The sequence below is a fragment of the Paraglaciecola sp. MB-3u-78 genome, assembly GCF_002835935.1.
Taxonomy (GTDB): Bacteria; Pseudomonadota; Gammaproteobacteria; order Enterobacterales; family Alteromonadaceae; genus Paraglaciecola.
In genome coordinates this window covers 345,028-371,833 of the sequence record NZ_PJCF01000004.1, presented here as the reverse complement: position 1 = coordinate 371,833, position 26,806 = coordinate 345,028, and the positions used below count along the sequence as shown (strand labels likewise).

The window sequence follows — 26,806 nt, the reverse complement described above, 5'->3', positions numbered from 1 at the left end:
TCACAAGTTCGCCTCGATAAACACAATAATAGCAGCACTGGATGTGTACAATGTATTCTCAATGCAACTATTATTCTCTAACTAACTGTTATTATTGCAATTAATTTAAGGGAAGCGGCACGTCTTAACCAGAGTTCAGGTTAAATAGATGATTATTGTGCTTGAGGGCGGTGCACATGAGGTTCCAGTAACTGAGCCCACTTTTTGTTATAGCCATGTACACTTTGCGTAGGCAATTGATTTTTATCCAACAGTATTCTGCCTTCATTTGCCCAGGCAAAAATCCCACCATATAAATTCAAAACAGTTTTAAACCCATTTAATTTGAGTTTCTCGGCTATACGTTCACTACGCACCCCGATGGAACAATACACCACTATGGTTTTGTCTTTGTTAGCATCTGCGACAGATTTTAGTGAAAACTCATCATACCCAATCCATTGAGCATTAGGTAAATGGCTGAGTTCATATTCAGCTTTCTCACGGGCATCTAACAACACTAGTTCGTCATTTTCGGCCAATTGAGTGTCTAATTCAGCAGTGTGTATTACAGGTATTGAACCTTTGAGCATATCATCAACTGCGTTGTTTAAATTATTTGCCCGCACTGTAACTCCCATAACGGATCCGACCATTAGCATCAATAAACAAAACAACCTATTCAGTCCTTTTTTCATACTGTCTATTCCTGATCTCTGATAATGATCGATCAATCTGAAGTTAAAGGAAGTTTGACAGGCGTCTGATACGCTTTAGTGCCCCACAATGGCACAGTCGAGAGACTATGTTTAAAACTGCCTGATGTTTCTTTGGTGGAGTAAGACACATACATCAATGTTTGACTTTGTTGATCAAATACACGGCGGATTTTCATACTCTTAAAAAAGATACTTTTTGATTTTTTAAATACCACATCACCGGATTTTGACTTATCAATCGCCGCTATCATCGCAGCACTGATTTCTCCCGTTTGTCTGCAAGATATTGAACTATCTGAAGGATCGGACAAGCTGAGATCTGCTTCAATACTCGCAACATGGCAGGTCACACCCGTGACAATGGGATCAACCAAAGTATTTAATTTAATATCCTTAGTGGTAAACGCACCCAGTGAAATATCACCCACTTCGTTTTTATCACAACCAACTAACAACAAAGTGATCCCCAAAAATACATATAAAGTTTTCATCTCGTATCTCTAATCCTATCTGTTAATTTCAAATGACTATTTTTCAATTAGTATTGAACTTTTTACCCTAATTTGACGACTTACTATTGGCAGCCTAGTGAACTGCCACCTCCCTGGGCCGCTTAGCGTGAATATCATGCTAGCGGCTTTTTACTGTCTATCAAAGCCTTCAAATGACTTAGCAATAAAAAAGAATGCGCTAGTGCTTATAAAAACCGCAAACAGTCGCACTTTGTTGCTTAAAATGCTGTATATTCCCGCCTCGCTTTTTGCCCTTGCTCAGGATCAGTATGAAATTTTCAAATTTAGGTTTAGCCAACGAAATCCAACAGGCCCTCGAAGTCTGTGGTTATACTGAAATGACACCGGTGCAAGAACAAGCCATTGTCCCTGCCCGTAGAGGCAAAGACCTATTGGTTAATGCTCAAACAGGTACAGGTAAAACCGCTGCCTTTGCCTTACCTATTTTACAGCAAATGCTGGATAAACCTAAAGACAGGTTGTCAGGTAGCCCACGCGCATTGATTTTAACGCCGACTAGAGAGTTAGCTGAACAACTCGCCAACACCATAAGTGCCTATGCACAATTTTTACCTTTAAAGGTAACTGCCCTATATGGCGGCGTGAAAATGGGCGGTCAGGCTAATAAGCTTAAAGATGGCGTGGATATTCTAATTTCAACACCAGGACGTCTCATTGAACATTTAGAACTCAGTAACGTTAATCTTGCCAATGCTGAGTTTGTGGTACTTGATGAAGCAGACCGTATGTTAGATATGGGTTTTATCGCTGATGTACAAAACATATTGAAGTTCACCGCTAAAAAACGCCAGACCTTGTTATTTTCCGCGACTTCATCTCCAGCCGTAAATGAATTATCCCATAAGTTATTGCACAATCATCAGGTATTAAGAGTAACCAAAATTAATGCCACTGCCGAAACTGTTTCACATGTTATGTATCCTGTGGAAGAGTCACGCAAAATTGATTTATTCAAAGCCTTATTGAAAGAGCAAAACTGGTATCAGGTGTTGGTCTTTACCAGTACTAAGCAACAAGCAGATGAACTGATGGCTGCATTAAAACGTAGCAAAATTGACGCTGCAGTGTGCCATGCAGACAAAAGCCAAGGGGCTCGTCGCCGGGCTATTGCCGATTTTAAATCAGCAAAACTACAAGTGTTAATCGCGACAGAAGTAGCCGCTCGGGGCTTAGATATTCAAGGTTTAGATTATGTGGTCAATTATAACCTACCTTATCTACCTGAAGATTATGTGCACCGTATTGGTCGAACTGGCCGTGCTGGTAAAGAAGGTTACGCGATCTCATTCGTCAGCCGTGAAGAAGAAAATACCGTTGCTCGCATAGAAAAAATGATTGGTAGCAAAATAAAACGGATTGTTAAAGCAGGATTTGAAGTCAGTAATCGTATCAGTTTGTTAAAAAGTGTGGCTAAAAACACTCGCAATAGCCGCAGTAACAAAACCAGTGAGACCCAAATAAGTCACGACAAATCGTCACCCTATCAAGCAAAGAAATCAAAAGCTAGAGTTTCAAAACCTAACAAAGGTAAGAAATAACATATTGCCTCTTAGATAGAGGCTCGCAGATTGAAAGTACCCATCACGCCCATGTAAAAATCAATCTATCATCACCTAGACTTCCAGTAGGCACGCATACGCTCTTAACTTGAGACGTTCCAAGTAATGTTTTTTGAAAAAAGATGATGATTTATTCCTCTTTATTCCTCTTTATTACTCGAATGAACTAAAGGTTATCTGGGATGAATTTCTGCAATGCTACATGTTTAACCCAAACATCACCGGTCTCTATATCAAATGCTATGCGACGATGTCCCTTCTCGCCAACATGTGCTATCAAAAGGGAGATACCTTTTTCAGCTAGATGATTAACTGCAGCCTCAGTATTTTTGGTGCCAATCAAATCGTTTTCATCTAGCGTTGAGTTTGCCAGCATATTACTACCGCCGAATATCTTCGCTACATAGTCCTTAAGATTGGTACCTCGTTGCAAGGCCTCTCTTTCAAAAAGCACCATCACTTCATCGCAATAACTACCATTATAATCGTAATCAGAAGGAAGTAACGCCTTTGAATTTCTTCTAGATGGAAGAACAAAGTGGCACATCCCACCTATTTTAAGCTTAGGATGCCAAAGTGTAATGGCAATACACGAACCTAGTAAGGTATTAATTTGACATTTAGGTCCACCAAAAAAAAACTCTCCGGGAAGAAGAAAGCGGCTGTGGGTTCCATCTGGAGAACTGCTCTTATTTTTTGTGCCAATCATCTTCATGCTATAACTCTAAGTCTTTTTTAATACTGTATATTATTGGTGAAACAGCCTTTCACCCCAGTAAAGTATCTGTAGGATAGACGTATTGTTGCAAACAAGCTAAGTAAGAAATCCATCTTGTTTGCTTCATAACTATCTGGTTGCTCTTATTTACCTAGATAAACCATCCAAAGTCAGGTTATTTTAGCCGTTCATTCGGTTTTTTATTGAAGGAATTAAGTAACCTGCGATATTTTATGGTGACTCTTTTTTATTGTTAAAAAAATCACTGGCGCGAAGTGTGCTTTTCGTTTCTAGCAGTCTAGAGCCTATGGAGCAAGTTACCCCCAACTAACTCAATTTCACTCTCCCAATAAAAAATGCTTAATTGCATCTTTGTAGTTACGGCTAACTTTTATTTTCTCAAACTCGCCCAATAACAAGAAAAATTCTCCTTTGGTGTGGGGAATAACCTTATCGATAAAGTTCAAATTGACTATGGTAGAGCGATGAACTCGCTTAAAAATATTGTCATCCAATTCAGATAATAACTCTTTTAAGGTACTGCGCTTGATGTGGGTTTCTCCTTGGGAATGTAAACACACATAATCGCCAGCAGCGTCGACCCATTCAATATCCGTTTGTTTTAAGATAGTGATTTCATCACGGTCTTTAATCACTATTTTTTTATCTACAAAGGTATTAGTGGGAGATAAACCGGGTAGATTTCTACCGTTGCTTGATTCAGAGTTTTTTCTTTGATTAATGCTATCGATCGCTCCCAAAATTCGCGGTTTGTCTTCTTGAGTGTCAACGCCTTCCAATCGTTCTTGGGCTCTTTGTACCGCACGCACAATCCGCTCATCATCAATGGGTTTCAAAATATAATCGACCGCGTGAACGTCGAACGCATCTAGTGCATATTGTTCATAAGCGGTGGTAAAAACAATAAGGGGTAAAATATCACTTTGCAAACCTTTAACTACGTCAAAGCCATCTAAACCCGGCATTTGAATATCTAGAAAAATTAAATCGGGAGCTAGGTCTAAAGTTGCAGCTATGGCTTCACGGCCATTTTTGCATTCACCTACAATCTCAATGTTAGCGATTTTATTTAATTTGGCGCGGAGCAATTTTAGCGCCAATGGTTCATCATCAACTATCAGCGTTTTTAATTTGATCATACTTTATACTCATTTTCTGACAAGCGTTCTTGGCTACTCACCGGATAACCACTTCCCGTGCTGTTATATTCACAGGGGATCTCTATAGTGGTTCTTAAGCCACCCGACGGTAAAAGATCAATGTTCACCGTAAAGTCGTTTTCATACAGTGCTTTTAGTCGTTCATTGGTGTTACGTAAACCAACCCCCCGCCCCTTAGAACTTTCAATTTTGCTTTTACCTATTTTACTGCCACTACCTGTGTCACTTAACTGCATGATCAGGCGTTGCTGCACCACTTTAGCCTGGATTGAAATAGTGCCACCTAATTCATTTTGGGCAATCGCATGTTTCATGGAATTCTCAATAATTGGCTGTAACAAAAGGCTGGGTACCATAGCTAATTTAGCCTGCTGATCAATCTGAAAGTCCAAATTCAATCTATCACCGAATCGTGTCTTTTCGATTTCCAAGTATAAATTAAGTGCCTTCACTTCATTTGCCAATGACAGTTTGGTATCTGGATTATTATCCAGAGAGTGGCGTAAAAACCGGCTCAATTGCACAGTCATACTTTGTGCTTTTTCTGATTCATTCACTTCTACCAGTGAACTAATCGCATTTAGGGTGTTGCACAGGAAATGAGGGTTCAACTGGTAACGTAACATTTTTATTTGAGCGTCTCTGGCAATAGTTTGTGCATGCATACGCTTCATCTGCTCTTCACGGGCTTCAGCCTCCACTTTTAGCATGATCCGGTGTTCAGTTTGTAACAGGTCGTTATAACGCATGCCATGGAATAGACCGGTCCAACATAAAAATATAAACAAGCTGGCAAATTGCCAACCTCCGAATTCGCTCCATTCAGTACTGATCTCAGTTAAACGAATAAAGGCTTCAATTCTAAACAGAGTCCAAATCAGCGATACCACCAACACCATTATAAATCCCATAGTGGCGCGATAAATAAAAGGCCTGTGCCATATACGCATAAAACCCAGATATAAAAACAAAGTAAGGATCAGCCCTAGTATCGCCTGAAGAATAATATGTACAATGTGACTCCAATCGTAAGGTCCATACCACAGCGTTAAAGAAAAAAAGCTGATAGTACTGACAAATGCCCAAAACCCTAAGTGCAATAAGCCAAATTGGTAGACTTTATAACGGTCGATCATAGTGGGGTGATGTTCAAAAAATGATGTCAACATGGCTGTCCTATTAAGCCAACAACGTTAGCATTAACTGCAAATTTTAGTTTACACAGAGTATAGGTTGCTCGCCAGCAATTCAGTCCGTACTATCGCTAACGATGACCGCTCTATCGCAATTTAATATATTTTTAAGAGCAATAGTCTAGCTTGGCAAGCTCTATGTGAATAGTATTTACTAATAAACTAATTTATAGGCAATAAGAATGAAAAACAACCAGCCTCAATCCATTTTCTACGTGTTTTATGTATCTATCATAGTGGCATTGGGAGGATTCCTAATGGGCTTTGACGCATCTGTTATTTCAGGTGTGGTGAAATTTATTGAACCAGAATTTAATTTAACTAAAATTCAATTAGGCTGGGCCGTGGCTTCACTATCACTCACAGCAACGTTCGCCATGATTACAGCTGGACCGCTAAGTGACAAATTTGGTAGAAAAGTCATATTAAAAATAGCCGCAGCGTTATTTTTTGTGTCCGCTATTGCCTCAGCCTTTGCACCCAGTTTTTTAATGCTGGTGATGGCTAGAATGTTAGGAGGCTTAGGAGTAGGGGCCGCTTTGATTATTGCCCCTATGTATATTGCAGAAATTGGTCCAGCTAAATATCGTGGCCGAATGGTGTCTCTTAACCAACTGAATATTGTTCTGGGTATATCAGTAGCGTTTTTTACCAACTATTTGATTTTACAATCCGCTAACTCGGACTCTCAATGGGTGCAAACCTTAGGTTTTGCTCAGTGGAATTGGCGCTGGATGTTAGGTATTGAAGCGATCCCAGCCCTAGTATATTTTTTGTGCTTATCCATAGTGCCAGAGAGCCCACGCTGGTTGATGATGAAAGGCCGTATTCAAGAAGCAACCGTAATACTAAAGCGGGCCTTAGGTGAACAAAATGCGCAACAAGAAATTCAGCAAATCAACAATAGTATCAATCTTGAACAAAACAAAGCTAAAGGGGCATTTATAGACTTACTTAAGCCCTCAATGCGCTTGGTGATGATTGTTGGTATATCCATTGCCATATTGCAGCAAATTACTGGTATCAACGCTGTGTTCTTCTATGCTCCAATGATTTTTGAACAAACCGGTTTAGGTACTGACGCCTCATTTATGCAAGCGATATTAGTGGGGGTTACTAATGTGGTATTTACCTTAATTGCCATCGCACTGATTGATAAAATAGGCCGTAAATCATTATTAGTAGCCGGTGTCTCTGGAATTATTGTGTGCATGTTTAGTTTGGCTTACCAGTTCAATGCTGCAACTTACACGTTAACCGCTCAAGCTATTAGTAGCTTGTCAGCAGAAATAGATATTCAAGCGTTGCAACCTATCATTGGCATGACTTTTAGCAGTGACTTAGCATTCAAATCAGCAATAAGCGGCTTGCTAGGCGCAACACAAGCAGTGCAATTTGAATCCACATTGGTGTCAGCAGCCATTCAAATGAATGGCACGATGATCCTAGTGAGTATATTAGGTTTTGTAGCCTGCTTTGCGGTGTCTTTGGGTCCAGTCATGTGGGTACTGTTTTCAGAACTGTTCCCAAACCGAATTCGCGGTATCGCGATCTCATTTGTGGGGTTAATCAACTCGGGCGTAAGTTTCTTAGTGCAGCTTATATTTCCATGGGAATTGGCAAACTTAGGCGCGACTTTTACTTTTGCGATTTATGGCGGATTCGCCTTTATTGGTCTGATCATTGTTCTTAAGTTTTTACCTGAAACTAAAGGTAAAACCTTGGAAGAATTGGAAGCAATATTAATTAAATAACATAATTGGAAAACTAGGTATTGATTGAAGAGTAAACCAATTAGTACCTAGTTGTTGTTTCTATTAGGTAAAACTTCACTATGCAAATTGAATAGGATTGAAGTCACCCACTATGACCAAGCAGATGTTTGCACTGCCTCATACCCAGCATTCGTTGGTGTACTGTAAAACTATTCATCATCTGCTCGGTACCTGCAACATAACAAAAGTGTTTTTCAAATTATGTCGTAAGAGTGAGCAATTGTTCACAGTTTAGGCCTAGGCGCTCCAATATAGGGCTATGGCTGTGCTCTATGTGCCCTGTTTTATCATCCCGGATACCAGCCAGTGTTGTCTATCAATTCGCATCGATCCTGTGTTCTAGTTGGACTAGCTGTAAGCACCCTGCATAACTTGTTTAGGTTTACGGTCAACCTTAAATAATCCCCAGTGTTTCTCTGGCTCTTGTGGATCATCTGAACCTTTCCAAGGCTCGTCAAATGCTTCAAATACGAAGGTTAGTATGCGTTCTTTTGTGGTCCATTGTAACAACTGAGCATAATAAGCAGTTTGTAATACTTCTGATGCATTCCATGATTCAATACCTTGGCCATTTGATTGGGTAGTCCATCCCGCTTCGGTAATGACAATAGGTTTATCTGGATGACAAGCCAACACCTGATGGTAATTATTTTTAGTATATTCAAGGGCATTGTCAATATTTTGAAATTCCCAAACTGGATAAGTATGGATTGAAATAAAATCTAATTCCTCAACTAAAGGTGTTAATTTGTTAGTCCAAGGTACATAGTTTTCACAAAAAGTCACAGGTTGTGCAATATTGGCTTTGATACGTTGCACGTAATTCACCAGACTGTCTACCGGTACCATATGATCGGTCCATTCCACACTGGCTTCATTACCCACAGACACAGAAAACACGGATTTTGGATATTGGGCAGCTAATGCAATAAGGCGGTCAATTTCATCACTGTTGTGACGTTTATTTTCCGCGAGTTTTTCATCGTCAAAATGCGCTCCCCAAGGACAATTAGGATTACTGACTTCTGCAGCCATATCCACACCCAGCATAATATGAAAGTCTAATTTTTCTGTTTCAATTACATTAAGTACAGTTTCAGCGTGTTTGCTGCAATCATACAGACGTAAGAAGGACCAATTATCAGCCAATAAAAGTAAATCTTCTTTCACTTGCCCATAACTTGGGAAAATCCCTAACCGAGGATCTTGTCCATCTCTGTACCCTGAATAACAAATGCTATTGCCATGTTTAAGGCCTGTCATTTTTTCGATGGCAGATTGATATTTGACATTATTTTGCATATTTGTGGTTACCATCTTTATCTAAAATTCCCCAATACGCTCCAACATCACCTTCATCTGCCACTTTCCAATCTTCATCAAATGAGGAAAAATAAAACAAGTCAATGCCCTCTTCTTGTGCCCAGTGGTGAGAGTCTACAAAATAACGGAGCGCATTTTCATAAGATGGGACCGAGGCTCTCTCTGCACTGCCTTGGTCTGGCCAGCCAGTTTCACTGATAATTACCTGTTTGCCCGGCGCGACTCTTTGCGCTCTGTGGTACATATCTTTCATGTATACCAGCGCATGTTCTGCGGGGTAACCTTCCCAAAACGGATAACAATTAGCAAAAATCACATCACAGGCATCTGTCACTTTCTGATTGTCTTCAAATAAGAAATACGCATCCACGTAGCCTACGGGTACTCCAGGCGCACCTTGTTTAGCACGCTGAATATAATCTATTAATTGATCCTGAGACATTTCTTCCCGAAGCAGCACTTCGTTGCCCACAGCGAGTAAATCGGCGTGTCCCGCTTGTGCCAATTTAATAGCATTGGCGAGCTCTTTTTCGTTGTTCTCAAGATCGCCTTCTAGCCATACCCCCACTAAGGTTTTCAAACTATATTCAGCGGCTATTTTTGGGATTAACTCATTGCCTTCAGTACAGGAAAAGGTTCTAACCCATTTCACATAGGGCGCAATAAGTTGCAAACGCTGATGAATTTGTTCTTCGGTAATCTGGGTGCCGGGCCCCTGCCCTGTAATATAAGGGCTAAAAGACAAACCATGGATCTTGTCAGCCAACAATCGACTGACCTCAGCTTGTAACTCTGTTATCGACAACTTACCAGCGTGAAGTAAATTGGCGCGGTTTCTATAAAAATTTCCAGACATAATGACCTCTATTTAATTTATTACAACAAAGTGGGTATTTTACTCACCAAGCAGCTGAGTGGCGTTTAAGGTAATGTGTATTTGTTTAATAAAACCCGTTCGGTTAAATAATGCATGACTATATTCACCACCCAACGTCAAGTCGCTGTTTGTAATTTGTTTTCCATCAGACAAGGTTAACGTAAGTGCGGGTGAACCGGTGCTCAATTCATATACAACAGGTACTTGGCACCAAGTAAAGCCGATACCGTCTTTGGGAACTGTGGTTTCCTGCCAATCATTTTTAACATCAAGGTAACGCAAAGTCTGTTGTGTAGTTACAAATTCACGACAACGAAGCAGTGTTGGTTTAAATTCGACCTCACCTTGAAATACATGAATACCCAATTCACCAAAACGGCTCAGAATTTCTTCTTTGACTTGCCCTGTCATTCCAGGTTGTTGCGCCCCAGCATGTTTAGGCGTATGGGAGTATGGGTCACAAGGAAATGCACCATATTCTTGAGGTGATTTGTTAAAACCAATACCGCCACGCACCCGGTAATAAAGAGCGCCTAAACGTTGGATGAGTTCAGGTTTGGCATCTTCTGCAACGGCAGCATAGAAATTCTCTTTTAATGCTAATAACAGTTTTGACACCATGTGCCAATACACGCTACCTAGCCCTTCAAAACCAAACATGCCGCCCGATCTACCGGTAAAAGATTGATGATTAAATACTTCTTCATACAGACCTTCAATTTTAGACACCATTGTTTTATCCAATGCAGGGTAATCTGCACTAAGTTGATTAAGTTGAATCGTCAATTCACCGCTATTTTTTAAATTAGGATTGAAACGATAACAACCTTTCACGTCATGCATGACGATACGTTTATCAGATGCAGCCAGCATTTGCGCAAATACGGGTACCTCAGCAAACGCTGCAGAAGTGATCACATTTTTAGATAAAAATGGTGTTTGAATGCGGTCTGGATACAACATAAAGGTTTTTTGGTCGTCACGATAAACATCACTGACAAACAACGCATCCAATACATCTGCAGCTTGCTCGGGGTTGATCGCACCAGAACTGATAGCAGCCACTTGCCCTTCAAGCATGGGATAAAGATTTTCTACCGAAGCTTGCTCGCCATGAAAACCCAACAAGTTATAGGATTGATACAAACCATCATCACCGACACTGGTTTGAATCGTATGATCAATCACAAGTAGTGCATTGCTGAGTAATAGATTAACCACTTCAACCGAGCAATTTTCTTTGTGACTAAAGCTCTGCGTGTTATACACGGCCTGACGGTAACGCCACGCTGCTTGGCCTAGATCCTGTAACACAGTAAACCGCAATGTGTTAGATACCGGTACACCCTCTAATTTCGGACTTAAATTTTGTAATATTTTGGCTGTTTCTTTGAGCCACAATGCTACTTCATAAGATAATTCAGTGGTTTCAGACTGATCCTTCATTAAATCTTGGAAAAAACATATGTAACGTCTCAGATAATTCAGTGTCACCATCGACAAGCCTTGACCCACTAAGGCATTGTTCGCGTCATTCCACTCTGGTCTCTGGGCGTTTAACCAAATACCACCGTCGACGACCAAGTTGCCCAATTTACACAACAAAGGCACCAATAGTTTTTCTAATAGATTAACTTGATAAACGTCACCATTTTCATCCAGTATTAACTTACCGTCAGCACCAAACTGTGCGACTTTTTCAGAAATACGCTCTGCAGAATCCTCATCATAAGTCACTGTGCTTTTTGCATTATTCAACATCTCGTCAAATGACTTGATTCGATAAGGCACATTGGCATAACTGAAAATCGATTTTTTGAGTAATTGTGCTAACAACGCTGGATGAAATTGTTTAGACAGTTCCAACATTTTTAGTAAATAGATGATCTGATGATCACCCCAATAACCAATGTAGCTCCAAGGGTCATCGGGCTCTTCCACTTCCCAGTCTATTCCACCCTTGGTAATGCGATAAGGGTTATAACCATCTATGGTTGATGCGTTAACAAATTTAGCGATAACACACTCTATAAATTCCGGATAACTAAAGGTTAATGCTTCCCAGTTTTGAAAAATATCTCGCCAGTTACCTTGATAAGACAACAAACGATGTCCGGCATCATCCTTCAATTTGATTTCAAATTGGTTCCATGGACGACTAGGGTCGCCATGTCTGCGACCAAAAGTGATAGGCAAATATTCAGCAGCCAATCGTTCTAACTGTGGGTCATTAAGAGAGGTGATGGTGCTGGAAAAGTGCTGTAAGCTGATCTGCTCCGGCAATTTACACAAAGCTTGTAGATGTCTATCGTAAATATCGATATTAAAAGTTTTTAAGGTGGCAATAAAATCTCTTGTTGATAAGGAATATTGATTGTCAAACACTCCCCCTCTTAAATTATTAAACAGCGTATTAGCATAATGATGAACTGACACATTTTCTTCGCTGGTCATCTGAAATCCATCAGACGCGGCCATGATACGCGCTAGAACATCTGAACCTTCAATTATAGAAGCAGATAAGTCAGCGACCACTTTATCTTGGTTGCCTAGTGATTGAATTAAGGCGCTGACCTGAGACTGATTTTGTTCTAGATTAGCCACCAACTGCCATTTTTTTCTCTGCTGTGCAGGTAATTCGAACTCTACGTTCAAAAAATACGCCCCACGAATTCCGCGTTTTGTAGCCTCAGTTTCAATTTCTGCATTATGCCAAAAGCTTTCTAATTGTGCGTTACAAAGCAATATTTTAGGTGCATCAAAACCCAGAGAAAATACGGTGTTAGCCTTTAAAGATTCACTAGGCTCTGCGCGATCGGTGATACCAGAATAAACCGTGAACATAGCCAAGCCAGTCGTTTTTTCAAGCTCACTCCATTTATAGGCATCGACTAGATTACTTGAAACTGTTTGAGTAAAACGTGGTGTCCCAGCCGGTAATATATTCTGCAAACCATCAATCATTTTTACCGAAACATCTTGTTCAGCCAAATTCTGTAATTCACACTGACGACAAAAACCAAACTCATCGCTGGTGGTCCAGGTGTAACGAAATACCAATTCCAGATCATGATTAATTTCTTCAAAACAAATTTTATCACCCAAGGTATTTTTATATAAATTTTGGCTAATTTGATATGGGTGGTTAAAAACTTTGTTAAAGGCATCCCACTTATAGGTTTGGCCGTTTTTAGTGACCTGTAACAGGGTCTTACAACCTGTATTACTGACACTCTCATGGATCTTATCCACTGGCGCATAGGGAAACAAAGCAGTTTCTGGCGACACTCTGCCGGCGGTCAATCCTCCAGTTGAGGAAACAAATAACCAGTGGTCACTATCAGAAATCAAACTAACAAAAAAGGGTGCCATTTTGTCAACGTTGTGTATAGCGTAAAAGCGTTCGCCGCCAATAGTCGTAAAGTCACCTGACACTGCACTACTGTGCGATTTTTCAATATTCATATTAATTCAACTTTCTTGGATCGATAAAACTCGGGAAGGTAGCGCTCTTAAAGCCGATAAACCAAGTCCCAACTCATAATATTACTCTTCTAAACGCCAAACCCTAAATTCAACTAAGCGTTATAAACATGCACAGTTTTCGCCCTGCACCTTAAATAACCTGAAACAAAAATAAGATTAGCGCTCTCAAAATTCGTGAGACAATAGGTTAAGCAAAATCTAACGCAATATAAATACGTCCAGAGGGACTTAACTTGCGATAAAAAACACCGCTGCTTTTGACTTAACTTCATCTTGATTAAACTCGTTGCTGCGGTTAACTTTTTGTTATGAACGGAGTTAAAGAAATGTTAAGCAATGTAAACCATTTAGGCGGCATAGCAACTCAATACGTCCATTCCACCTTTTGTTTGTACCGTCTCAACGCATTTCAATTCGTCGCTATTAACCTTTGTGTTACATAATTGTTTTGTTATAAACATTAAATTTCTTGAAAATAGTAAACCTTAAAACCAAAGGTGCTTTCAGTGACCTGAAGTAATGGGGGGTATTGTAAATCTTGGATGCCACATCTCGGAGATCACCAAGGTTACTAATAGCACTCTAGCGGCGGTAGCTCTGTAGATGACTGAAGCCAGTGCAGCGCGACGAGTGGGCGCACTGTAATGGCTTTAACCTGCATACATTGCTGACATAAAAACAAAAACATCAGTTATTACGTGCAAGCTCTTTACTCGAAAAGTAGCAATATTAGTTAAAACATAGCAATAAAGGACATACACCAATGAAAACATTTTATTACACGCGAGTAGCGAGCAGCATGCCGTTAATCGTTGCAGTCACAGTCGAAGTCGGTATTAAAAGACCAGAAAAATTTTATAGGGATGCACAATGAAAGTTATTACACAACAATTCAAATTAAAAAGACTGGTGCTGATCACCGGACTCGTTTTCGGTATGACGGCATGTAACACTGATGATTTAGCGCCGCCTCCTCCTCCGCCTCGTATTAACAGTGTGCCAGTAATAATCAGCGACGCCGTTACTGTGTCAAATGAAGGCCAGCCTTACGCTTATGCTTTAACAGCAACAGATGCGGACGCAGATTCACTCACTTATTCCTCATCAGATTCATCATGGTTAACCATCGATACTGCTACAGGACTGTTGTCTGGAACACCGACACTTGCAGATGTGGGTGATATTGTTGTTACCATCACTGTTACAGATGGTACGGATTCAGCTACTCAGGAATTTACTATTGCTGTGCAAGCATTGCCACTTGATAATGTCGCCCCCGAATTTACTAGCGACCCAGTCGTAATGGGCGATATAGAGACTGCTTATTCATACGCAGTGACTGCGGCTGACGCAAACTTTGATGACTTGACGTTCACCGCACCGACTTTACCCGACTGGGCGACCTTTGATATGACTACGAATACCTTATCGGGTCAGCCAGAGATACCCGGTAGCTACCCCGTAGAATTAACGGTCACTGATGGCACCTTAGATATAAGTCAAAGCTTTAATATTTTGATTACTGGGCCTGCCGTAGTGACCACAGAGCTTGTCGTATTTGAAACTTTTGAGCTGCCTGAATGGGCACTGTGGGGTGATGCTGCGGCAGAAACCGACGTGGTTACCGATGATTTAGAACATGATCAGGTTGCCCAATTTACCATTACAGGCGCAACCGTAGCCGGTTTCGACTCCAGAGACGCGGGTACACCGTTTGATGCCTCTGAATTCGCAAGCAATGGCCAATTCAGTTTTGAGATGAAAGTGGTTACTGCTCCAACGGCAGGCGAAGCGACGCCATGGTTTCTAAAACTAGAAGCTGCCGATGGCTCTAGTACTACTCTTCCTGGTTTTGTGGATATTCAGTTGACCAGCAGCAATGAAGGTTTGGCCCCAGTCACCGGTGAATGGCAGACCTACACCTTCGATTTAGCTGACTTGACGCCTCGAGGTTTGAACCCCAGCGAAATTACCATATTCATGATATTTCCTGCCTATGGACCAGGCGAGGGTGCCGTGTACCTTGTTGATAACGTCAAGATAGTCAGTGTTGTTGGCGGCGTTGATGCTGTTGATCCTAATGGCCCGGAGTTGCTAACTAATGGTAATTTCGAAGGTGGCACTACAGGCTGGACGGCTGGAGATACTAATATTGTTGCAGACGGTGCCAATAGTTTCTTTGAAGTCGATGTTACTGCTGCCGGTAATCCATGGGACGTTAATTTAAGTCAAGTGATGACCTTAATTCCCAACACAACCTACGTATTTTCCTTTAAAGCGAAGGCATCGGTAGAACGCTCCATGATTGCTGGCCCTGGTTTGAATGCAGATCCATGGCACAGCGCAGTTGAAAACCCACAACTCACGACAGACTGGCAGACTTTTACTTATACTATAACCACTGTGAACGATGCTGATGGTACTCCCTTTGGTGATGACAACAGCCGTATCTTATTTGATATGGGAGCCGAAGTTGGCATGGTATCCATTGATGATGTGAGTCTTAAGGTCAAAGATGGCGGCGATACTGGCGGCGATACCGGCGGTGATGTTGTTGTCAATGAAGCGTTAACAAATGGCGATTTTGAAGACGGTCTTACTAGTTGGAAAGACGATGTAGGTGCAGTCGTTGCTGATGGCGACAATATGATATTCGAAGCCGTCATAGAAACTGCCTCGACTTTCGTTTATGACGTTAATCAGACTCAAGTGTTCGATATTATTGAAGGCGCAACCTATACCTTTTCTTTTAGAGCTAAAGCGTCTTTAGAGCGCACTATGATTGCCGGCCTAGGTCTTAATAGTGGTACTTTTAATAGTATAGCTGAAACCATTGAATTGACGACTGAATGGCAAACCTTTACCACAGACATTGTTGCCACAGGTATTGGCGGAGTCGGCAGCCGCGTATTCTTCGACATGGGTCTTTTCACGGGTACTATTAACATTGACGACGTCAGTGTACAGGTGAAAGACGGGGGTGACCCTGTTGTTGACCCTGTCGTCCTTGAAATTGGTGATGAAGCTTTAACCAATGGCGATTTTGAGAATGGCCTTGCCAGTTGGAAAGATAATGTAGGTGAAGTCGTAGCAGATGGCGACAATATGATATTCGAAGCCGTCATAGAAACTGCCTCGACTTTCGTTTATGACGTTAATCAGACTCAAGTGTTCGATATTATTGAAGGCGCAACCTATACCTTTTCTTTTAGAGCTAAAGCGTCTTTAGAGCGCACTATGATTGCCGGCCTAGGTCTTAATAGTGGTACTTTTAATAGTATAGCTGAAACCATTGAATTGACGACTGAATGGCAAACCTTTACCACAGACATTGTTGCCACAGGTATTGGCGGAGTCGGCAGCCGCGTATTCTTCGACATGGGTCTTTTCACGGGTACTATTAACATTGACGACGTCAGTGTTATTTTACTTGCCGCTGAGTAATTAAAAATAATTGGCTGAAGGGGTTTTCGAATTGATCGTTAATCCCTTTATACAGTTTAAAAATATCACACAAATTAAGAGCATTAAGGACAAACATGAACACAAAAAGATTTAATAAAACCCCCTTAGCGGCCAGTCTCTCTATCATACTAGGCGCCAGTATGATGGCACCTGCTTTTGCACAAGAAGCGGCAGATGATGAAACTGAAGTGATTCAGGTCAAAGGTATTCGCGGCAGTATGATCCAGTCAATGGACATTAAACGTTCATCAAGTGGTATTGTTGATGCGATCAGTGCTGAAGATATTGGTAAATTTCCTGATAGTAACCTGGCAGAATCGTTGCAGCGGATAACAGGTATATCCATTGAACGCTCAAACGGCGAAGGTGCCAAGGTCAGTGCCCGTGGTTTTGGTCCAGATCGTAACTTAGTTACCTTAAATGGTCGTCAAATGCCGACTACCACAGGTGAGCGTAATTTTGATTTTTCTAACTTAGCGGCTGAAGGTGTCAGCGGCGTAGAAGTGTATAAAACATCTAAAGCAGATGTGCCCACCGGTGGTATTGGTGCCACCATTAATATTTTAACCCACAAGCCACTCAATAGCCCCGGTCAAAAGGCCACCTTCGCTATAGAAGCTTTAGACGATGCTACCACCCAAAAAGGCGGTGTGACACCGCAGTTTTCTGGGCTTTATTCAAACACGAGTGACGACGGAAAGTTTGGTGTTTCACTCTCAGCGAGTTATTCAGAGCGGGAAAGTGGTAGTCAGCAAGCTAATGTGAATTTTTTCCGTACGTTTGCAGGTACATCAGATGCCGGCCCCAGCGTACCTGTTGATCCTGTGACACAAATTAACCGCTACGGTGACGATGATATTTTCTCGGTACCGCAAAATACCTCTTATAAGTTTGAAGAGCAGCAGCGTAAAAGAACCAATGCCCAGTTAACGCTACAATATAGACCCATGGATAATCTTACCGCTACGGTAGATTACACCTACGTTCAAAAAGAAAACGACACCCAAAATAACATTATCTCTGCTTGGTATACTTATGGAGATACAGTTAATATTTGGTCAGACGGTCCAAATGTTTCACCTCTAATCTATTCTGAGATCCATGATGGTACCGCTGCAGCCCTTGACGCTGCAGACATGGCGATAGGTGCCTCTTCTTTCAGCGTTAAAGATGGCAGCAAGTCTTTAGGCTTGAACTTAGAATATCAAGCCACGGACAACTTAACCCTTAACTTTGATCATCATGAGTCTAGTGCTTACGCTAACCCCAATAGTCCATTGGGTTCAGCTAACGAAATTCAGCTCCGGGCTTTAGTACGTGAGTATACTGCTACTGACTTTACCGGTGAAAGGCCCACTCTATCAATCGTAGGTGCGAGCACCGCATCAGCCGAAGATTTTCAGATTACCGGCAGTGTTTTTACCAACAACAAGAATAAATCTCACGTATCACAAAGCCAATTTCACGGTGAGTATATTCTAGAAGATGCAGGCAGTATTGACTTCGGTATAGCCCTAACCCACTCACAAAACCGTTCCCGAAGTAAACAAATAAGGCGAGATAACTGGGGGGGGGAAGGCCCCACTGGTTACTTCACTGACGACTTATTCACCCGGGTCAGTGTAGGTAGTCGCTTTGACAACATGAGTGGCGGTAATTTTACTACAGGAGACTTTGCTGCTAACAATCCTGTTGAGATTTTAGAGAGCTACTTTGAATTTGATTTTGAAGGGGTAAGAGACATTGCCGCCCTAAATTTGAGTGTTCAAGGAATCGGCGATTGCGGCAACTCATTCTGCCCATCTACAGATTATGCCTCAGATAAAGACCAATATACCAAAGAAGAAATGGCCTCTATTTACGTACAATATAATTACGAAGGTGATATTGGCGACATGTATTATGATGTGCATGTCGGTGTGCGTTATGAAGAAACCGATGTAACGGCAACATCTTCCGTACCTGAATTTCTAATACCAGCTCTTTGGGTTGGCGCGACTGAAGTTTCGCTTCAAGGTAGCGGTAATAGAACCTCTGGTACCAGAGAAGGTAGCTATAACCATACGTTACCCAGCATTAACTTTAACTTAAATGCTACCGATGACATTGTGCTGCGAGCAGCTTACAGTGAAACCATAGGACGACCTCTATACGGTCAAATGATCGGTGGTCTCACCGTAGACCAAGGAGCGCGTGTTGATGGCGGTACAGGGGTTACGGGTAATCCAGCTTTAAAACCTCTTGAGTCGACCAATATTGACTTATCCGCTGAATGGTATTACGACGAAGGCAGTTATGTATCTTTTGGCTATTTCACTAAAGATGTTGAGAATGATATATTGGTATTGCCATTAGATTTCTCCGCCGGAATATATAACCCGGCTCTCGGCCCTTATGTAGAGGAAGCTATGGCTGCCCTAGATGAAGATGGAGAGCTTATCGGTGATAATCGTACGAAACAGCGTGAATATATATTTGCTACCTACGGTGCAACCGACCCTAATGTTTACATGGCTGGAGGCAACATTGTTATTGCCGGTAACCCCACTACCGATCAGTTATTGAACTTCAAAATTCAGACACCACTGAATGTTGATGGTACCACGGGTTATTCCGGTTTCGAGTTTGCGATACAACACTTGTTCGGCGACAGTGGCTTTGGCGGCATAATCAACTATACCAAAACGGACACCGATAACGAGCACGATGACTTTTCGTTAGCCTCCCAATTGGCTGAAATTGGTATTAGTGATTCAGCTAACATAGTGGCCTTCTATGAAAAAGATGGCTTCTCTATTCGGGGCGCTTACAACTGGCGTGGTAAGTATATAGTGCAATTAGTACAAGATGGCTCAGCAGGACCTGGACCGGCTTATATTGAAGAATATGCACAATTAGACATAACAGCCAGTTACGAGGTACCTCAGGTTGAAGGATTAAGTGTTTACCTTAACGGAATAAACATAACAGAAGAAAATACGACGAAGGTCGGACGTAACGGAAATCAGGTTATTTCTGCTATTCAACAAGGCGCCCGCTGGTCTGTCGGTGCCCGTTATAGTTTCTAGTCAGCACTTAATAATGTGTTAGCTAGGTAATGTTGGCCGCATCAATTAATGATAATCAATTGATGCGGCTTTTTTATGTCCAATAAATAGAATGTTTTTCCAAAAGAGTCTAGACAAGGCACGCTGTTTAACTAAACTTGCCTTTATTCTAAGATCCATACACTATGTTCTGCCGTTTAAGAAATAATATATAGGATCCTAAGAATAAGCTTAATGCTAATGTCAGCAGTTTCGGCTCGGGTCTTTTTGAAACGTATTTAATCTCGGGTGAGCCAATGCATAAACCTTTAAAAAAAATTGTCATAGTAGGGGGGGGATCTGCAGGTTGGTTAAGCGCGGGTATCATAGCGGCCGAACATGCTATAGACCATGCAACAGATTCTGCTACAGGCCTCGAAGTAACCCTTATTGAATCGCCAGATATAGCCCCTATTGGCGTGGGTGAAGGTACATGGCCCTCTATGCGCAGTACTTTGAAGAAAATGGGCATTTCAGAAACAGATTTTTTATTGGAGTGTGATGCTAGTTTTAAACAAGGTTCAAAGTTTAGTAATTGGCACACCAATACCAACGAACATTATTATCATCCTTATACCTTACCCCATGGCTTTAACGACACCAACCTGGCACCATTTTGGCAACCCTTTCGGGATAAGATCAGCTTTGCCGATGCGGTATGTACCCAAAGCCAACTAGGTGAACATGGTTTGGCACCTAAACAGATTTCTACCGCTGAATACGACTTTAATGCCAATTATGGTTACCACTTAGATGCGAGTAAGTTTGCCATATTCTTACAAAAACATTGCACAAAAAACTTAGGCGTTAAGCACATAATCGATCATGTGACTCAGGTTAATCCCTCAGAAACCGGAGATATCGCCTCCATCACCAGCAAAAACCATGGGGAAATTTCAGGGGACTTATTTATAGACTGCACAGGCACCTCATCCCTTTTGCTGGGTAAACACTACGGCATCCCTTTTGTGAGTAAAAAGCATATATTATTTAACGATTCTGCCTTAGCGGTGCATGTGCCCCATCAGCGTCCAGACAGCCCTATTGCTTCTTTTACCTGCTCTACGGCACAAACGGCTGGTTGGATATGGGATATAGCATTGCCTTCTCGTAGAGGTGTGGGCTATACCTATTCAAGTTCGCATATCACCGACGATAAAGCAGAAAAAGAGTTACGTGACTATATCACCCCTATAATGGGTGCAAGTGCCGCGGAGTCTATAAACATACGAAAGATAAGCTTTAGTCCTGGACATAGAGAAAAATTCTGGCATAAAAACTGTATAGCCGTAGGTTTGTCAGCGGGCTTTATTGAGCCATTAGAAGCCACTGCTTTGGCCTTAATAGAGCTGTCTGCCAAAATGATCAGCGAGCAGTTACCCGCAAATCGGCAAACAATGGATATTGTGGCCAAACGCTTTAACACTAAATTTTTACATCGCTGGCAAAACATAGTTGATTTTCTCAAGTTACATTACGTCTTGAGTCAAAGAACGGATTCAGACTATTGGCGCGAAATCAGTGATCACAAACAATGTCCCGACACCTTGCAAGAGCAACTGTTACTCTGGAAAACCCAGCCCCCCTACCATTATGATGCTACACACACAGAAGAAATGTTTCCTTCAGCCAGTTATCAATATATCTTATACGGTATGGGATTTGTTACCGACCCGCCTCTTGAAAAAAGGCTAGATTCATCGAAAAAAGCAGATAACTTGTTTAGTGAAAATCTCAAACACACTAAACATCTATTATCGACCTTACCTAAAAACCGTGAATTAATTAATAAAATCAAGCAATACGGCTTACCAAAAATATAGCCACAAAATTATTTTAATAAATAACTATAAGTTTGATAAACAAAAGAATTTGGAAGAAAAATGGCAAACAATGTATTACTCAATAGTATCGATCATAAAGATGTAAAAGTAGTCACTGAACGTTCTCAAAAGTACGGTGATAATGTGTGGTATAGCCTTACTTTTCCAGCAGAATTTAGAAGTGTGCAAGCTTATTACCCAATATTTTTTAACAAAGATGCTAATACCGGACAATTCTTTGCAGTGGCACTGTTTGGTTTTCAAGATCAGGAAAATCTGTTTTTGACAGATAATAGTTGGGAAGCGCCATATCTTCCACTAAGCATTGCCAGACAACCTTTTTTGATTGGCCTGCAAAAAACCAATGAGGATGGCGAAGACAAAGAGCAAAGGGTATTGCATATTGATATGGACCATCCCAGGGTCAACCAGGAGCACGGCAAAGCGTTATTTTTAGAATTTGGAGGCAATACACCTTACTTAGATACGGTCGCCGATATGCTGGAAGCCATTCATCATGGTATTGTGGACAGTAAAATATTTATAGACCTGTTAATTGAACATGAATTGTTAGAGACTTTTACTTTAGACCTTGAATTAAACGACAACAGCAAACACCAAATGGTAGGTTTTTATACGATTAATGAAGAAAAGTTAAGTGAACTTAATACCGAAACCTTGGCAAAATTGCACGCCAGAGGCTATCTACAAGCCATTTATATGGCTATCGCGTCGCAATCTAATATACGTGGACTATTAAATCGTAAAAACAGAAAACTTGGTCTGTAATATTACAAGCTCATGATATAAGGGGGATTTGGGTGCTAACGATAAATAACAAAGTGAAAGAAATTAATCATTGCCAGCCCGGTGATATTCCTGATTTTGTCTTAGCCTCAACCCAGCCTTTAATTCTGAAAGGCTTTGCCGACAAATGGCCGGTAGTGATTACAGGTAAAGAGTCGCCTGAGAAGGCGGCAGATTATTTGCGTAGTTTTTATTCTGATAAACCAGTAAACACCAACTATATCGAAGCAGAATATAAAGGACGTATTTTTTACGATGACAAAATGACCGGGTTTAATTTTACCGGGTCAAAAGCAAACCTGAATCAAGTTCTCGATAAGTTACTGGCACATACAAACGATTCTAATCCTCCTACCATCTATGTAGGCTCAACTGAAATCAATAGCTGTTTACCAGGGTTCAATGAACACAATAATGCGTCGATAGACCATCTTCACCCATTAATCAGTGTATGGATCGGTAATCGCAGTAAAATAGCGGCGCATTACGATTTTCCAAACAATTTAGCTTGTTGTGTGGTGGGACGACGCAAATTCACCTTATTTCCACCGGAACAAATTGCTAATTTATATGTTGGACCAATGGGCTTCGCGCCTGGTGGGCAGGATATAAGCGTGGTAGATTTTGATGAACCCGACCTTGTTAAATACCCAAAATTCAAACAGGCAATGGCTGCAGCCCAAATAGCCGATTTAGAAGCAGGAGATGCACTTTTTCTTCCTAGCATGTGGTGGCATCATGTCCAAAGTTTAGATGCCTTTAATGTGTTGGTCAGCCACTGGTGGCGTGACAGTCCCGCTTTTATGGGCCGTCCCGATAACGCATTAATGTTAGCCATGCTGAGTTTACGTGATTTACCACTGGCACAACGACAGGCCTGGAAAGCACATTTTGAGCACTATGTTTTTGATCACGACGACGACAATATGGATCATATTCCCGAGCAAGCTAAAGGGATGTTGTCAAAACCCCTGAATGAGTTAGCGGCAAGAAAATTAAGAGCCTATCTATTAAACAAATTAAAACAATAAACGCATCGCCCTAGCCTTTTTCATTACTCAGATTACAGATAAAGATTACTTACTAAGGTAGTATTTTGAAAAAACAAGACAGAAAAATTAACAAAGTGGTTATTGCCGGCGGAGGCACTGCAGGTTGGATGGCCGCGGCCGCACTATCGAAATTAATTGGTAAAAATCTCGAAGTAGTGTTAGTGGAGTCAGATGAAATACCAACAGTAGGTGTAGGAGAAGCGACGATTCCCTCGCTACATACTTTTCATCAGTTATTGAAAATTAATGAACAAGAATTTATGGCCGCCACTAACGCAACATTCAAACTGGGTATTAATTTTGAAAACTGGCGCGACGTTAATAAAGACTACCTTCACTCTTTTGGTTTTTTAGGACAAGGTTGCTGGGCGGCTGATTTTCAGCACTTTTGGCTAAAAGGACAAAAGCGCGGCATAGTCTCGGACATTGGTGACTATGTTCCAGAACATTTAGGTGCCAGAGAAGGAAGATTTGGCGTCATGGCTGGCCAAGAACTAAACCATGCCTATCACCTCGACGCCGGCCTATACGCCAAGTTTTTGAGAAAAATTGCTGAAAAAAATAGATGTATACGTATTGAAGGCAAGATTGATAAGGTCAGCTTGGACGATGACTCGGGTTACATCGATTCACTCACCCTAGACTCGGGTCAGCTTATCGAAGGAGACTTATTCATTGATTGTACTGGTTTTAGAGGTTTGTTAATTGAAGAAGCATTGCACACTGGTTACGACGATTGGAGCCATGTATTACCCTGTGATAGTGCAATAGCCGTGCAAACTAAAACGGTTAGTAAGCCAATACCTTACACGCGCGCCATTGCAAGAGACGCGGGCTGGCAATGGCGTATCCCCTTGCAAAATCGAACCGGTAATGGTTTTGTATTCTGTAGCAAGTATCTGTCAGACGCCGAAGCGACTAAGATACTGCTGAATAATATTGAAGGCGAGCGCTTAAACGAGCCTCGTGTCATAAAATTTAAAACAGGTCAACGCAGGAAACGTTGGAACAAAAACTGTATAGCAATGGGGCTCTCGTCTGGATTTATTGAACCTTTAGAGTCCACTGGCATACATCTATTTCAAAAAGCCATTTTACGCTTATTGCTTATGTTTCCATCGCAAGGCATCAAACAGTCAGATGTAGAAGAGTATAATGATCAAACAAGAGAAGAAGCAGAAAACATAAAAGACTTTATTATTCTTCATTATCACTTGACCGATCGCAAAGACACACCCTTTTGGCGATATTGCAAAACGATGGATGTGCCCGAATCCCTAAAACATCGGATGGCCTTATTCAAAGAAAGCGCCCAAGCATTTCAAAAAGATGAGGAGTTATTTGGTGAAACATCATGGGTGCAGGTAATGTTGGGACAGGGACTAATGCCAGAGCAATATCATCCTATTGTCGATATGATGGGTGATGAAGAACTGCGTAATTTTTTAAATACAATTAAGTCTGGGGTGAAAAAGAAAGTACAAAGCTGGCCAGATCACAATGACTTTATCAAACACTATTGCCCGTCGAGCGTGAATACATAGCCTTTTACACTATTTACACCCAAAAATCATAGCTACATTCCAGAAGATAAAAGAGGGGTGTTGAACCCTATTGACGAACAGTCAGCCCCTAAGTCGCGTGCGTCTTGGGTGAATAAACCAAATAAATATCGGGTATTCAACCGTGTATAAAAACGCGTGTCTCTTGATGTTTTGTCATAAGAGCATGAAATCATTGATTTCATGCTCTTATGACGTCTACGCCGCTTGTCTTCTCTGTTCTAACTCTTCGCGGATTTCATGGGCTTTTTGTTCGGTAATCGGATAGGTATACACCATCCATATTGCGATGGCAGAAGCCACTATAGGAATAACCACATCAAATAATCTCATCATATGAATCGTCTCGGCAGTTTGCGCGCCACCCAAGGCAACATCAAAACCTGTGATATTAAGCAAAAATCCGCCTGCAGCTAATGCGACAGCCATACCTAACTTTACTACCCACCAATAAATAGAACCAAACATACCTTCACGTCGTTCCCCCGTCGCTAACTCATCCATATCACATACGTCGGCAATCATTGAACCCATCAAGGTAAAGAGTGCACCCAAGCCAAAAGCCATAAAAGGAGCGGGTACTAAGGTCAGTAACGGATAATCGGGATGGTAACAAACCCACTTCAATCCATAACCTACAATAGATACAACAGTCGCCACATAAAATGCTTTTTTCTTGCCTATTTTAGTGGATAACCAAGAAACAAAGAAAATAACAAAAAACGTAGAGGCCGCAGATAATGTGCCTGCCCAGCCTGAATATTCTGCCCCTAAGGATTGATTACCTTCAAATACATAATAAATGATCACATATATCTGGAACGATGAAACCAGCATAAAGCCATTAAACACCAAAAAGGTGGCACCACAGAGGCTTAAAAAGGGCTTGAATTTTAAAGTAATAACGAAGCCACGTATAAAGCCTTTGAAACCAGTAGGGAATTCTTCCACGTTGTTTATTTTAAGAGGTTTTTCTTCGGTTGCAGCCACAGAACGCTCTTCTGTGTTGGCCTTATTAAAACGTTCTTTCAAGAAGATGGCAGGTATAACGCCAATAACGATTACAGCCGCACCGATAATAATGGCCAACCAACTGGCTCCTTCCACCATATCGTCGAATAACACATCACTTTGCATAAACCATAAAAACCAAGGTGAAATGAGATAAGCCACGTAACCCATAGAGTTTTGCACGGCCATCAAACGGGTACGTTCGTGATAATCGGGCGTTAATTCATAACCTAGGGCTACCCATGGAGTGGCAAAAACAGTATAGGCAAGATAAAAAACAAACGAACCGGCGAGGAAGAACCAAAAATAGAAATTTTCACTTTGCCCAAGGGGCAACTGCCACATTAAGGCATAAATTATACCTACGGCTATGGCACCACAAAAAATATATGGTCTACGCCGGCCCCACTTGGACTTAGTTTGGTCTGAAATATAACCCATCAGCGGATCGGTAATCGCATCGGTCAGGCGGGGTAAAGCGCTGAGTAAACCGACTAATGCGGGATTCATGCCCAAGCCTAAATTAAGCACGATAACCATACCGCCTATTGCGGCAGCTAAAATATTGTTAACAAATGCGCCTAAGCCATAAATAAGTTTTTTGGAAAGTGATATTTTGTCTTCGGGTGCTGTTTCGAAATGTTGCTGGGCGCTCAT

General features: G+C 41.4%; 17 protein-coding genes and 1 pseudogene. 8 read left to right on the top strand and 10 right to left on the bottom strand.

Annotation, left to right across the window (positions count from 1 at the left end; translation table 11 throughout):
* Positions 1 to 152: 152 nt before the first annotated feature.
* On the bottom strand, positions 153 to 677 hold the full coding sequence (locus CXF95_RS08450; protein ID WP_232787728.1) for a rhodanese-like domain-containing protein: 525 nt from the start codon (positions 675 to 677) through the stop codon (positions 153 to 155).
* A gap of 32 nt (positions 678 to 709) precedes the next feature.
* On the bottom strand, positions 710 to 1,189 hold the full coding sequence (locus tag CXF95_RS08445; protein WP_101198269.1) for a CreA family protein: 480 nt from the start codon (positions 1,187 to 1,189) through the stop codon (positions 710 to 712).
* A 290-nt stretch (positions 1,190 to 1,479) separates the two neighbouring features.
* Here CXF95_RS08445 and CXF95_RS08440 point away from each other — a divergent pair, with 290 nt between their 5' ends.
* Positions 1,480 to 2,769: a DEAD/DEAH box helicase gene (locus tag CXF95_RS08440; RefSeq protein WP_101198268.1), complete on the top strand. Its 1,290-nt coding sequence runs from the start codon at positions 1,480 to 1,482 to the stop codon at positions 2,767 to 2,769.
* 187 nt (positions 2,770 to 2,956) lie between these two features.
* Here the strand turns inward: CXF95_RS08440 and CXF95_RS08435 are convergent, their stop codons facing one another.
* The 3 genes from CXF95_RS08435 to CXF95_RS08425 form a co-directional block, all read right to left on the bottom strand.
* Complete coding sequence (locus CXF95_RS08435) at positions 2,957 to 3,505, bottom strand: chemotaxis protein CheD (protein ID WP_101198267.1); 549 nt, start codon at positions 3,503 to 3,505, stop codon at positions 2,957 to 2,959.
* A gap of 341 nt (positions 3,506 to 3,846) precedes the next feature.
* A complete protein-coding gene (locus CXF95_RS08430) occupies positions 3,847 to 4,668 on the bottom strand; it encodes a LytTR family DNA-binding domain-containing protein (protein ID WP_101198266.1) in 822 nt (273 codons plus the stop codon).
* Positions 4,665 to 5,672, bottom strand: a complete 1,008-nt coding sequence (locus CXF95_RS08425) for a sensor histidine kinase (RefSeq protein ID WP_101198748.1) — start codon at positions 5,670 to 5,672, stop codon at positions 4,665 to 4,667. The genes CXF95_RS08430 and CXF95_RS08425 overlap by 4 nt, the downstream gene beginning before the upstream one ends.
* A 392-nt stretch (positions 5,673 to 6,064) precedes the next feature.
* On the opposite strand from CXF95_RS08425, the gene CXF95_RS08420 reads away from it, so the two are divergent.
* Positions 6,065 to 7,636 carry a sugar porter family MFS transporter gene (locus CXF95_RS08420; protein ID WP_101198265.1) on the top strand — a complete coding sequence of 524 codons (1,572 nt, stop codon included), beginning with the start codon at positions 6,065 to 6,067 and terminating at the stop codon, positions 7,634 to 7,636.
* Positions 7,637 to 7,739: 103 nt separating this feature from the next.
* Here the strand turns inward: CXF95_RS08420 and CXF95_RS30485 are convergent.
* The 4 genes and pseudogenes from CXF95_RS30485 to CXF95_RS08400 all read right to left on the bottom strand — a co-directional run.
* Positions 7,740 to 7,992 (bottom strand): annotated as a pseudogene (locus tag CXF95_RS30485) (transposase); the annotation flags it as partial.
* A 13-nt stretch (positions 7,993 to 8,005) separates the two neighbouring features.
* Positions 8,006 to 8,959: a glycosyl hydrolase family 17 protein gene (locus tag CXF95_RS08410; RefSeq protein WP_101198747.1), complete on the bottom strand. Its 954-nt coding sequence runs from the start codon at positions 8,957 to 8,959 to the stop codon at positions 8,006 to 8,008.
* Positions 8,949 to 9,836, bottom strand: a complete 888-nt coding sequence (locus CXF95_RS08405; protein WP_101198264.1) for a glycosyl hydrolase family 17 protein — start codon at positions 9,834 to 9,836, stop codon at positions 8,949 to 8,951. Before CXF95_RS08405 ends, CXF95_RS08410 begins: the two co-directional genes overlap by 11 nt.
* Before the next feature lie 39 nt (positions 9,837 to 9,875).
* Positions 9,876 to 13,322 carry a hypothetical protein gene (locus tag CXF95_RS08400; protein WP_101198263.1) on the bottom strand — a complete coding sequence of 1,149 codons (3,447 nt, stop codon included), beginning with the start codon at positions 13,320 to 13,322 and terminating at the stop codon, positions 9,876 to 9,878.
* Between the two features lie 891 nt (positions 13,323 to 14,213).
* Between CXF95_RS08400 and CXF95_RS08395 the strand changes: the two genes are divergently transcribed.
* From CXF95_RS08395 to CXF95_RS08370, 6 genes are all read left to right on the top strand, one after another.
* On the top strand, positions 14,214 to 16,787 hold the full coding sequence (locus tag CXF95_RS08395; RefSeq protein ID WP_101198262.1) for a carbohydrate binding domain-containing protein: 2,574 nt from the start codon (positions 14,214 to 14,216) through the stop codon (positions 16,785 to 16,787).
* A gap of 95 nt (positions 16,788 to 16,882) precedes the next feature.
* Positions 16,883 to 19,876: a TonB-dependent receptor gene (locus CXF95_RS08390; protein WP_101198261.1), complete on the top strand. Its 2,994-nt coding sequence runs from the start codon at positions 16,883 to 16,885 to the stop codon at positions 19,874 to 19,876.
* Positions 19,877 to 20,151: 275 nt separating this feature from the next.
* Positions 20,152 to 21,717, top strand: coding sequence for a tryptophan halogenase family protein (locus tag CXF95_RS08385; protein ID WP_101198260.1), 1,566 nt, complete (start codon positions 20,152 to 20,154; stop codon positions 21,715 to 21,717).
* 60 nt (positions 21,718 to 21,777) lie between these two features.
* Positions 21,778 to 22,506 (top strand): SapC family protein, encoded by a 729-nt coding sequence (locus CXF95_RS08380; protein ID WP_101198259.1) that lies wholly within the window; start codon positions 21,778 to 21,780, stop codon positions 22,504 to 22,506.
* 32 nt (positions 22,507 to 22,538) lie between these two features.
* Entirely contained in the window at positions 22,539 to 23,555 is a 1,017-nt protein-coding gene (locus tag CXF95_RS08375; RefSeq protein ID WP_101198258.1) for a cupin-like domain-containing protein, read from the top strand.
* A gap of 65 nt (positions 23,556 to 23,620) precedes the next feature.
* A complete protein-coding gene (locus CXF95_RS08370; protein WP_101198257.1) occupies positions 23,621 to 25,120 on the top strand; it encodes a tryptophan halogenase family protein in 1,500 nt (499 codons plus the stop codon).
* A gap of 216 nt (positions 25,121 to 25,336) precedes the next feature.
* On the opposite strand, the gene CXF95_RS08365 is transcribed toward CXF95_RS08370, so the two are convergent.
* Positions 25,337 to 26,806: an MFS transporter gene (locus CXF95_RS08365; RefSeq protein ID WP_101198256.1), complete on the bottom strand. Its 1,470-nt coding sequence runs from the start codon at positions 26,804 to 26,806 to the stop codon at positions 25,337 to 25,339.

What these genes read in the sequence shown, in the direction of transcription:
- CXF95_RS08450 (WP_232787728.1), bottom strand. Translation starts at nt 677, where the DNA reads ATGAAAAAAGGACTGAATAGGTTGTTTTGTTTATTGATGCTAATGGTC.
- CXF95_RS08445 (WP_101198269.1), bottom strand. Translation starts at nt 1,189, where the DNA reads ATGAAAACTTTATATGTATTTTTGGGGATCACTTTGTTGTTAGTTGGT.
- CXF95_RS08440 (WP_101198268.1), top strand. Translation starts at nt 1,480, where the DNA reads ATGAAATTTTCAAATTTAGGTTTAGCCAACGAAATCCAACAGGCCCTC.
- CXF95_RS08435 (WP_101198267.1), bottom strand. Translation starts at nt 3,505, where the DNA reads ATGAAGATGATTGGCACAAAAAATAAGAGCAGTTCTCCAGATGGAACC.
- CXF95_RS08430 (WP_101198266.1), bottom strand. Translation starts at nt 4,668, where the DNA reads ATGATCAAATTAAAAACGCTGATAGTTGATGATGAACCATTGGCGCTA.
- CXF95_RS08420 (WP_101198265.1), top strand. Translation starts at nt 6,065, where the DNA reads ATGAAAAACAACCAGCCTCAATCCATTTTCTACGTGTTTTATGTATCT.
- CXF95_RS08410 (WP_101198747.1), bottom strand. Translation starts at nt 8,959, where the DNA reads ATGCAAAATAATGTCAAATATCAATCTGCCATCGAAAAAATGACAGGC.
- CXF95_RS08405 (WP_101198264.1), bottom strand. Translation starts at nt 9,836, where the DNA reads ATGTCTGGAAATTTTTATAGAAACCGCGCCAATTTACTTCACGCTGGT.
- CXF95_RS08400 (WP_101198263.1), bottom strand. Translation starts at nt 13,322, where the DNA reads ATGAATATTGAAAAATCGCACAGTAGTGCAGTGTCAGGTGACTTTACG.
- CXF95_RS08395 (WP_101198262.1), top strand. Translation starts at nt 14,214, where the DNA reads ATGAAAGTTATTACACAACAATTCAAATTAAAAAGACTGGTGCTGATC.
- CXF95_RS08390 (WP_101198261.1), top strand. Translation starts at nt 16,883, where the DNA reads ATGAACACAAAAAGATTTAATAAAACCCCCTTAGCGGCCAGTCTCTCT.
- CXF95_RS08385 (WP_101198260.1), top strand. Translation starts at nt 20,152, where the DNA reads ATGCATAAACCTTTAAAAAAAATTGTCATAGTAGGGGGGGGATCTGCA.
- CXF95_RS08380 (WP_101198259.1), top strand. Translation starts at nt 21,778, where the DNA reads ATGGCAAACAATGTATTACTCAATAGTATCGATCATAAAGATGTAAAA.
- CXF95_RS08365 (WP_101198256.1), bottom strand. Translation starts at nt 26,806, where the DNA reads ATGAGCGCCCAGCAACATTTCGAAACAGCACCCGAAGACAAAATATCA.